Genomic DNA, 9,021 nt, shown 5'->3' on the forward strand with positions numbered 1-9,021 from the left:
TCATTATCTCCGACAAGATTTACCAGTGCGTCGCCGATGAGGCCCACAAGGTCGGCGTGTTCGGCCACGGTTTCACCTATTCCGGCCATCCGGTGACAGCCGCTGTCGCCGCCGAGGCGATCAGGATCTTCCGCGAGATCGATCTCGTGAGCCAGGCGCGCCGTCTCGGCGAGTACCTGCATGCAGCGCTCGCGGACGCGCTCAGCGACCATACACTGGTCGGCGAGGTCCGCGGCCGCGGCTTTATCGCGGGCATCCAGATCGTCGAGGATCGCGCCGCCCGTCGCGCCTTCGCGCCGGAGCTCCGGATTGGCACCGATGTCGAGCGGCGGTGCCGCGAGCACGGGGTTATGATCCGCAACATGGGCGACGTGCTGGCGATCTGCCCACCGTATGTGATCACCCCCAACGAGATTGATGCCATGGTTGACGGCATTCGGGCAGCTCTTGATGAGACCGCGGCGGCTCATGCGCGGACCGGCCAGTCGACATGAACCTCCGGGGCCCGACGGCGAGACGTCGCGCCTGGGCGCGAGCACGTATGGCCGTGTCGTTCTGCCGTGCGACAAGGGCGCTTCGCTAAGGCGCGAGCCGCAGCATATCGAATCCTGATCACCATAAGCCGAGCGGAGGCTAGACCATGCTGCAGAAAACCAGCCATTTCATGCGCCAGGCCAATCTCATCAATGGCGAATGGGTGCAGGCCGACAGCGGCCAGACGGTCGACGTCAACAACCCGGCCACCGGTCTCAAGATCGGCACCGTGCCGAAGTCGGGCAAGGCGGAAACCCGCCGCGCCATCGAAGCCGCAAGCGAAGCCTTCAAGACCTGGCGCAAGACGACCGCGCTGGGGCGCTCAAAGCTGTTGCGCAAGCTGCATGACGCGATGATGGACAATCAGGATGTGCTCGCCGAACTGCTCACCATCGAGCAGGGCAAGTCGCTCGCCGAATCCAAGGGCGAGATCGGTTCGGCCGCCGCCTACATCCTGTGGTTTGCCGAGGAAGGCCGCCGCACCTATGGCGATGTCGTGCCTTCTCCATGGGCGGACCGCCGCATCCTGGTGACTAAGGAACCGGTCGGCGTCATCGCCGCCATCACGCCGTGGAATTTCCCATCCTCGATGCTGGCCCGCAAGCTTGGTCCGGCGCTCGCCGCCGGCTGCACAGCGGTCGTCAAGCCGGCCTCGCAGACGCCTTATTCAGGTCTCGCCTGGGGCGCGCTGGCCGAGGAAGTCGGCTTCCCCAAGGGCGTCGTCGATGGAACTCGGCGGCAATGCACCTTTCATCGTCTTCGACGACGCCGATATCGAGCGTGCCGTCGCTGGCGCGATCACCGCCAAGTACCGCAACTCGGACAGACCTGCGTCTGCACCAATCGCTTCCTGGTTCAGGCCGGTGTCTATGACAAGTTCGTCGAGAAGCTCGCTGCCGCCAGCAACGGGCTGAAGGTCGGGTCCGGCCTCGAGGACGGTGTGCAGCAGGGACCGCTGATCGACGAGAAGGCGGTCGAGAAGGTCGAGGAGTTGATCGCCGACGCCACGTCCAAGGGCGGCAAGATCGTCGCCGGGGAGAGCATCTTCACGACGGGTCGACGGTCCGGAGCAGTCGGGAATTGGCTGGAACGGGGTCGGTGAGCGGGGCGCAACCGCATGCTGGAACGCCCGAGCCAGCATGCATTTCCTCGACCAGACGCTCAAAGGGGGAACCTATAATAGAACCAGACTGCATGGGCGATACACCTGCGGCGGGAAACGATGGCGCTTGTAGCTGACGGCGCGGTGTTCATGCCCGTCGGGTATGTGCCGAAAATCCCTGTTCCGCTGGATAGAGCTTGCCAAGCATGGGCAGGAACATTGCCCCCCTTCTTGCCAAAAAGCCCTGAAATGCAGCAATGGCCGGAGTAACCACGCGGTCGCTACGCGTAACCGTGAACCATTGTCGGCGGATCGGCAGCCCGATTACGTCAAGCACAGTGAGCCGCCCCGCGGCGACCTCGGAGGCGATGGTGTGGGCCGATATGAACGCCACACCGAGTCCGGCCATTACCGCTTGCTTGATAGTCTCATTGGAATGCATCTCAGTTCCCGGTTCGTCCAGTCGCCCGGGAATCTCACCCAGGAATCGTTCGAAAGAGACACGCGTACCCGATCCTGGCTCTCTAATGATAAAATGTTCCAGCGCCACTTCCTCTTTGGAAATTTCACGCCTGCCGGCCAGCGGGTGATCAGGCGCGGTGACAATAACCAAGGGATGATCTCCGAATGCCGCAGAACGCACGGGGATGTCGCGCGGAGGGCGACCCATCAATGCTATGTCAAGCTTGTGGTTCTTCAGGTTGGCAATCGTTTCGGCTCTGTTGCCGACAATCAGATTCATCTTGATGTCGGGGAATTCCTTCATGAACCCTGCCATGAGTTGTGGCGCAAAGTATTTTGCCGTCGAGACGACACCAAGAATCAAGCTGCCTTTTTTTAGCCCGCTGATGGCATCGACTTCTTCGACCAATATGCGAAGCCGTTCATCGATCGCTTGTGCGGCATCAACGAACGCAAGACCTGCGGCAGTCGGACGCATGCCCTGCGTTGTCCGCTCGAACAGCTTGGTCCCGGCTTCCTCCTCCAATTGCTGAAGTTGGAGTGTTACTGCTGGTCCGGTCAGGCCTAAGCTCTTGGCCGCGCTGATGATTTTTCCATTTTCCAGGATCGCCGAAACGGTGCGCAGGTGGCGGAGCGTTATGTTTCTCATGCGGTAAGATAAGATTTTTTAACTCAGACTGTAAACTGATTAAAGTTTACTGATGTGCCCGCCGATGCATGAATGCTGCCGATCCGTGCCGACTGCTCGGTGGATCTGGGAGGATCACATGGGGGCACCGACACTCGACGCATTTCTGGCATCGCATGACTCCGCAGGACGCGGGTCAGATGTGACTGATACTATAAGGGCTCTGGCCGGAGCGGCGCTTAAAGTCGGCAATGCAATTCGATTCGGGACCCTGGGCTGCGCCTTTTCAGAAACGTTGGGCAAGACCAACTCCGACGGCGATGTACAAAGAGGTCTGGATGTATTTGCAAACGAGACTTTTCTACATGCTATGCGCAGCGTGCCGATTGCCTACATTGCCTCAGAGGAACTGGATGAACCTGTCGTGCTTGATTCGAGAGCACGGCTCGCTGTGGCCATCGATCCGCTCGACGGTTCATCGAACATCGATTCCAACGTCTCGATAGGCACAATTTTCTCGCTCCTCCCAGCGACTGGCGGGCCGGACGTGGAGCCGGCCGGCGTTTTTTTTCAGCCGGGCCACCGGCAACTTGCAGCTGGCTTCTTCGTATACGGGCCTCAATTGGCGTTCGTGCTGACGCTTGGCAGTGGCACACACGCCTTCATCTTTTCGCCGCGGCTGGGCGCCTTCGTACAGGCCCACGAAAGCCTGTCCATTTTGCCTCGCACGCAGGAATTCGCAATCAACGCTTCCAACTACCGTCATTGGGACGAGGCGGTTCGATTGTATGTCGACGATTGTTTGAAGGGCAGTCAGGGGCCGCGCGAAAAGGACTTCAATACGCGTTGGATCGCCTCGCTGGTTGCCGAAGCCTACCGGATCCTGATGCGCGGCGGCGTCTTTCTCTATCCCGGGGACGGGCGTCCGGGATACGGCGATGGCCGGCTTCGTCTTGTTTATGAAGCCAACCCGATTGCCATGCTCATCGAGCAGGCCGGCGGGGCCGCGACGGATACGGTAAACCGGATCCTCGATATCGAGCCGACGGGTCTTCATCAGCGCGTACCTCTCGTCTTCGGGGCCTCGAAGGAAGTCAATAGGATCGGTCGCTATCACACTGAACCCAGCATGATCGCTGACCGCTCGCCGCTGTTCGGCAATCGTGGCCTGTTCCGCGCCTGAGAAACGAACGAGTCCATCATGTCCGCAAAGCATCCCATCATTTCGATCACAGGCTCGTCGGGCGCCGGTACGACCTCTGTGAAGCGCATCTTCGAACAGATATTCCGCCGCGAAAAAATCGAAGCCGCCTTCATTGAGGGCGACGCGTTTCACCGCTACGACCGCGCAGCGATGCGGCATAAAGTTGCCGAGGAAGAAAAGAACGGCAATCCCAATTTCACCCACTTCAATGTGGAGGCGAACGAACTCGGGATCTTGCAAGATGTTTTTGAGGAATATGCTCGAAGGGGAACCGGCAAGACCCGCACATATGTCCATGATGATGAGGAAGAAAAGCTCTACGGTACGCCGCCGGGCAGTTTCACGGCATGGCGCGAATTCGAACCGAGCGACCTTCTGTTCTATGAAGGGTTGCACGGCTGCGCGTCGGCCGATGCGGTTGATCTCGCTAGACATGCCGATCTGAAGATCGGCGTCGTTCCGGTCATCAACCTCGAGTGGATCCAGAAGATACATCGGGATCGGTCGACGCGGGGCTATTCGACCGAAGCGGTGATGGATGTGATCCTGCGGCGTATGCCGGACTATGTCCGCTACATCGTGCCGCAGTTCGCGCTGACCAACATTAATTTTCAGCGGGTGCCGATCGTCGACACGTCCAATCCTTTCATAGCGCGCTGGATACCGACGCCAGACGAATCGATGTTGGTGATCCGCTTCGCCAATCCGCGTGGCATCGATTTTCCCTACCTGCTGTCAATGATCCACGACAGTTTCATGTCACGGCCGAACTCGATCGTCGTGCCGGGCAACAAGCTCGATCTCGCCATGCAGCTCATCCTGACGCCACTCATCTTGCAGCTGATCGAGCGAAAGCGCCGCACAACCTGAGCGAGGACGACATGAAAAACCAAGCCGCAGCCAGATTAGTGCCTGAAACCACCGTCATGGAATGCGAGATGGCCAATGCCATCCGCGCTCTTGCGATGGACAGCGTCCAGCAGGCGAATTCCGGCCACCCAGGTATGCCGATGGGCATGGCCGACGTGGCGACGGTGCTCTTCAATCGGTTCATCACTCTGGACCCATCATCGCCCGCCTGGCCGGATCGCGACCGCTTCGTGCTTTCGGCCGGTCATGGCTCAATGCTGCAATACGCCCTGCACCATCTCATTGGCTACGAGGACATGCCTGTTGAGGAACTGCAGCGCTTCCGCCAGCTCGGCAGCAGGACCGCCGGGCATCCCGAATATGGTCATGCGAGTGGGATCGAAACGACGACAGGACCGCTGGGGCAAGGTATCGCGAATGCCGTTGGTATGGCGCTCGCAGAGCGGATGCTCGCTGCACGCTACGGCGCCGAACTCGTCGCTCATTACACCTATGTTATCGCCGGTGACGGTTGCTTGCAGGAAGGCATCAGCCACGAGGCGATCGACCTTGCTGGCCATCTGCGGCTGAACAAACTGATCGTGTTCTGGGACGACAATTCAATCTCCATCGACGGCCCGACCTCGTTGTCGACCTCGATGGATCAGCAGGCACGCTTCAAGGCTGCAGGTTGGAATGTTAGACAAGTTGATGGTCACGATCCGGAAGCCATCGCCGCCGCCATCGATGAAGCGCGCCGCTCCGATAAACCTTCCCTGATCGCCTGCCGGACCGTCATCGGCAAGGGGGCACCGAACCTCGAAGGTTCGGAGAAAACACATGGAGCCGCGCTGGGCGCGGCGGAAATTGCCGCAACCCGCGAAAACATCGGCTGGCCGCATGCCCCGTTCGTGGTGCCGACGCAGATTGTCTCCGCATGGCGAGAGGTGGCCGAACGCGGGAAGGCCGCGCGGTCGGCCTGGGAACAGCGCCTTGCCGCGTCGCCAAAGCGCGAAGCATTTGAAACCAGCATCTCCGGCAAGCTGCCCAACGCGGCTTTCGAGGCGCTCGCCGCTTTCCGCAAGGAACATTTCGAGAAAGGAACGACGGTTGCTACACGCAAGGCGTCCGAACTAGCACTCAGCGTGATCAACAATGTCACCGAGATGACCATCGGCGGTTCGGCTGACCTTACCCATTCCAACCTGACCATCACGAGGGGCATGAACCGTGTTGCCCCCGGCGATTATGCTGGCCGCTATATCCATTACGGGATCCGCGAGCACGCCATGGCGGCGGCGATGAACGGCATCGCGCTGCATGGCGGCTTTATTCCCTATGGGGGGACGTTTCTATGTTTTGCCGACTATGCGCGGGGCGCGATGCGGCTTTCTGCCTTGATGGGCCAGCGGGTTATTTACGTCATGACCCACGACTCCATCGGGCTTGGAGAGGACGGACCGACCCACCAGCCGGTGGAGCATCTGGCGATGCTGCGCGCGACGCCCAATCTGAACGTCTTCCGGCCGGCCGATATCATTGAGACGGCGGAGTGCTGGGAACTTGCTCTGCAAAGCAAGGATCGTCCAAGCGTTCTAGTTCTCTCACGGCAGAACCTGCCGATGTTGCGCACGATGCATGTGAAAGTTAACCGCTCGGCGCGCGGAGCCTATCTTCTGCGTGAGGCCGTCGGCGCTCGAGACGTCACTCTGATCGCGACGGGTTCCGAGGTCGAGATCGCGCGTGCCGCCGCCTCACGCCTGCTGGCCGACTACGGCGTGAATGCAGCGCTGGTTTCGATGCCGTGCTGGGAGTTGTTCGATGCACAAGGCGCCGATTATCACGAGAAGGTTCTTGGCCATGCGCCGCGTATCGCCGTGGAGGCCGCTTCTCGCATGGGTTGGGACCGTTGGGTCGGCGATCGCGGCGTCTTTATCGGCATGGAAGGCTTTGGCGCCAGTGCTCCGGCTGCTGATCTCTACAAGCGCTTTGGCATTACTGCGGACAATGTTGTCGAAACCGCTTTGAAACTTACTGGCCGGAAGGAGTGAGAACTTGGTAGTTCGCGTTGCCATCAACGGATTCGGCCGCATCGGCCGCAACATCCTGCGCGCCATCCATGAATCCGGCCGCAGGGACATCGACGTCGTCGCCGTCAACGACCTCGGCCCGGTCGAGACCAACGCGCACCTCTTGCGCTACGACAGCGTGCATGGCCGCTTTCCGCACGAAGTCTCGGTGTCCGGCGACCAGATCACCGTCGGCAAGGAGACGTTCAAGGTCACCGCGATCAAGGATCCGACGCAGCTGCCGTGGAAGGAACTCGGCATCGACATCGCGCTCGAATGCACCGGCATCTTCACCGCCCGCGACAAGGCGGCCGCGCATTTGACCGCCGGCGCCAAGCGCGTCGTCGTCTCGGCGCCGGCCGAAGGCGCTGATCTCACCGTCGTCTACGGCATCAACCACGACAAGCTGACCAAGGACCATATCGTCATCTCGAACGCGTCCTGCACCACCAACTGCCTGGCGCCGCTGGCAGCCGTCCTGCACGAGACCGTCGGCATCGAAAAAGGCATGATGACGACGATCCACTCCTATACTGGCGACCAGCCGACGCTGGACACCATGCACAAGGATCTCTATCGCGGCCGCGCCGCGGCGCTGTCGCAGATCCCGACCTCGACCGGTGCCGCCAAGGCGATCGGCCTGGTCCTGCCCGACCTCAAGGGCAAGCTCGACGGCATCTCGATCCGCGTGCCGACCCCCAACGTCTCGGTCGTCGACTTCAAGTTCATCGCCAAGCGCGCCACCACCGTGCAGGAGATCAACGAAGCGGTGATCGCCGCCTCCAACGGCAAGCTCAAGGGCATTCTCGGCGTCACCCATCACCCGAACGTCTCGATCGACTTCAATCACGATCCGCGCTCCTCGATCATGGCGCTCGACCAGACCAAGGTCATGGACGGCAACTTCGTTTCGGTTCTGTCCTGGTACGACAATGAATGGGGTTTTTCCAACCGCATGGGCGACACCGCGGTCGCGTTCGGGGGCGTGCTTTGATGCTGCTTCCGGATATACGCCTGGCAGACGTCGCAGGTAGAACAGTTCTTATTCGGGCTGACCTCAACGTGCCGCTCAAAAATGGGGCGGTAGGCGATGCGACCCGCATCGTGCGTTTCGCGCCGACCGTAAAGGGTCAACTGTCGCGTGGCGCCAACGTTGTCGTCATGACGCATCTGGGTCGACCTGAAGGCGAGGTCAACCCTTTCTACTCGGTCAGGCCTGTCGCAGAAATATTGTCGCGCGAGATCGGATGCGAGGTGGTGTTCGTTCCTGATTGCGTTGGCCCCACCGCGGAGAAAGCCGCCAGCCATCATTCCGATGGCAAGGTCCTATTGCTGGAGAACCTACGCTTTCACAAGGGCGAGGAGGCGAACAGCCGAAGTTTTGCGCTGCGGCTTTCTGTCAACGGCGATCTCTTTGTCAACGACGCCTTTTCGTGTGCCCATCGCGCTCACGCTTCAACACACGCCATCGCCGAACTCATGCCCGCATATGCCGGCCCATCTCTCCTTGCTGAGGTGGGGGCCTTGAGGGCAGCGTTGGAAGGTCCTGCCCGTCCGGTGGCCGCGCTCGTGGGTGGTGCCAAGGTCTCCTCAAAAATCAACATCCTGAAGAACCTGATCACCAAGGTAGATCATTTGATCATCGGCGGCGCTATGGCCAACACCTTTCTTGCCGCCAACGGTTATCGCATTGGCCGGTCGCTTTGCGAGCCGGACTGCATTTCGACGGCACGCGATATACTTGAGGCCGCAGCAGCGAATGGCTGCCGTGTCTTGCTGCCGTGTGATGTCACCGCTGCTACCCTCTTCGAGGCGGAAGCACTCTGCAAGACGGTTGCCGTAACGGGGATCGCCGACGATGCCATGGCGCTCGATGTCGGCCCGAAAACGGTCGCGCAGATCAAAGACGTTCTGCGCTCCTGCAGCACATTGTTGTGGAATGGGCCGCTCGGCGCATTCGAAATGAGACCATTTGGAGAGGCCACATTCGCTGTGGCGCGGCTGGCTGCCGAGCTTACCCGATCCGGTCAACTCGTCACAATTGCGGGCGGGGGGGGGCGCCCCCCACCCCCCGCCCCCGGCGCGGGGGGCGGCCCCCCCCCCCGGACACAAGAAAAACGGCCGGGCGGGGGGGCGTTGGGGGGGGGTGGCAGGCGGGGGGCGCCGCCCCCCC

7 protein-coding genes and 1 pseudogene are annotated in these 9,021 nt (G+C 60.8%); 7 read left to right on the plus strand and 1 reads right to left on the minus strand.

Going from position 1 to position 9,021, the window contains the following annotated elements; translation table 11 throughout:
- Positions 1-494: aminotransferase class III-fold pyridoxal phosphate-dependent enzyme (locus NKH02_RS33420; protein WP_352884047.1), on the plus strand; the 494-nt coding region annotated here is incomplete at its 5' end.
- A 146-nt stretch (positions 495-640) separates the two neighbouring features.
- Positions 641-1,624: pseudogene (locus NKH02_RS33425) on the plus strand (aldehyde dehydrogenase family protein); the annotation flags it as partial.
- Between the two features lie 160 nt (positions 1,625-1,784).
- Here NKH02_RS33425 and NKH02_RS33430 read toward each other — a convergent pair.
- Positions 1,785-2,747: a LysR family transcriptional regulator gene (locus tag NKH02_RS33430; protein ID WP_352884050.1), complete on the minus strand. Its 963-nt coding sequence runs from the start codon at positions 2,745-2,747 to the stop codon at positions 1,785-1,787.
- A gap of 118 nt (positions 2,748-2,865) precedes the next feature.
- Between NKH02_RS33430 and NKH02_RS33435 the strand changes: the two genes are divergently transcribed.
- The 5 genes from NKH02_RS33435 to NKH02_RS33455 all read left to right on the plus strand — a co-directional run.
- Positions 2,866-3,909, plus strand: a complete 1,044-nt coding sequence (locus NKH02_RS33435; protein WP_352884052.1) for a class 1 fructose-bisphosphatase — start codon at positions 2,866-2,868, stop codon at positions 3,907-3,909.
- A gap of 18 nt (positions 3,910-3,927) precedes the next feature.
- On the plus strand, positions 3,928-4,800 hold the full coding sequence (locus tag NKH02_RS33440; RefSeq protein WP_352884054.1) for a phosphoribulokinase: 873 nt from the start codon (positions 3,928-3,930) through the stop codon (positions 4,798-4,800).
- Between the two features lie 11 nt (positions 4,801-4,811).
- Complete coding sequence (gene tkt / locus NKH02_RS33445) at positions 4,812-6,830, plus strand: transketolase (RefSeq protein WP_352884056.1); 2,019 nt, start codon at positions 4,812-4,814, stop codon at positions 6,828-6,830.
- A 4-nt stretch (positions 6,831-6,834) separates the two neighbouring features.
- The gene (gap, locus tag NKH02_RS33450) at positions 6,835-7,842 is read left to right on the plus strand and encodes a type I glyceraldehyde-3-phosphate dehydrogenase (protein WP_352884058.1); all 1,008 of its coding nucleotides are present in this window, start codon (positions 6,835-6,837) and stop codon (positions 7,840-7,842) included.
- On the plus strand, positions 7,842-9,021 hold a 1,180-nt coding region (locus NKH02_RS33455; protein ID WP_352884061.1), incomplete at its 3' end, for a phosphoglycerate kinase. The genes gap and NKH02_RS33455, both read left to right, overlap by 1 nt.

The organism is Mesorhizobium sp. M1396, from assembly GCF_040317725.1.
Classification (GTDB): domain Bacteria; phylum Pseudomonadota; class Alphaproteobacteria; order Rhizobiales; family Rhizobiaceae; genus Mesorhizobium.

What these genes read in the sequence shown, in the direction of transcription:
- tkt (WP_352884056.1), top strand. Translation starts at nt 4,812, where the DNA reads ATGAAAAACCAAGCCGCAGCCAGATTAGTGCCTGAAACCACCGTCATG.
- NKH02_RS33430 (WP_352884050.1), bottom strand. Translation starts at nt 2,747, where the DNA reads ATGAGAAACATAACGCTCCGCCACCTGCGCACCGTTTCGGCGATCCTG.
- NKH02_RS33440 (WP_352884054.1), top strand. Translation starts at nt 3,928, where the DNA reads ATGTCCGCAAAGCATCCCATCATTTCGATCACAGGCTCGTCGGGCGCC.
- NKH02_RS33435 (WP_352884052.1), top strand. Translation starts at nt 2,866, where the DNA reads ATGGGGGCACCGACACTCGACGCATTTCTGGCATCGCATGACTCCGCA.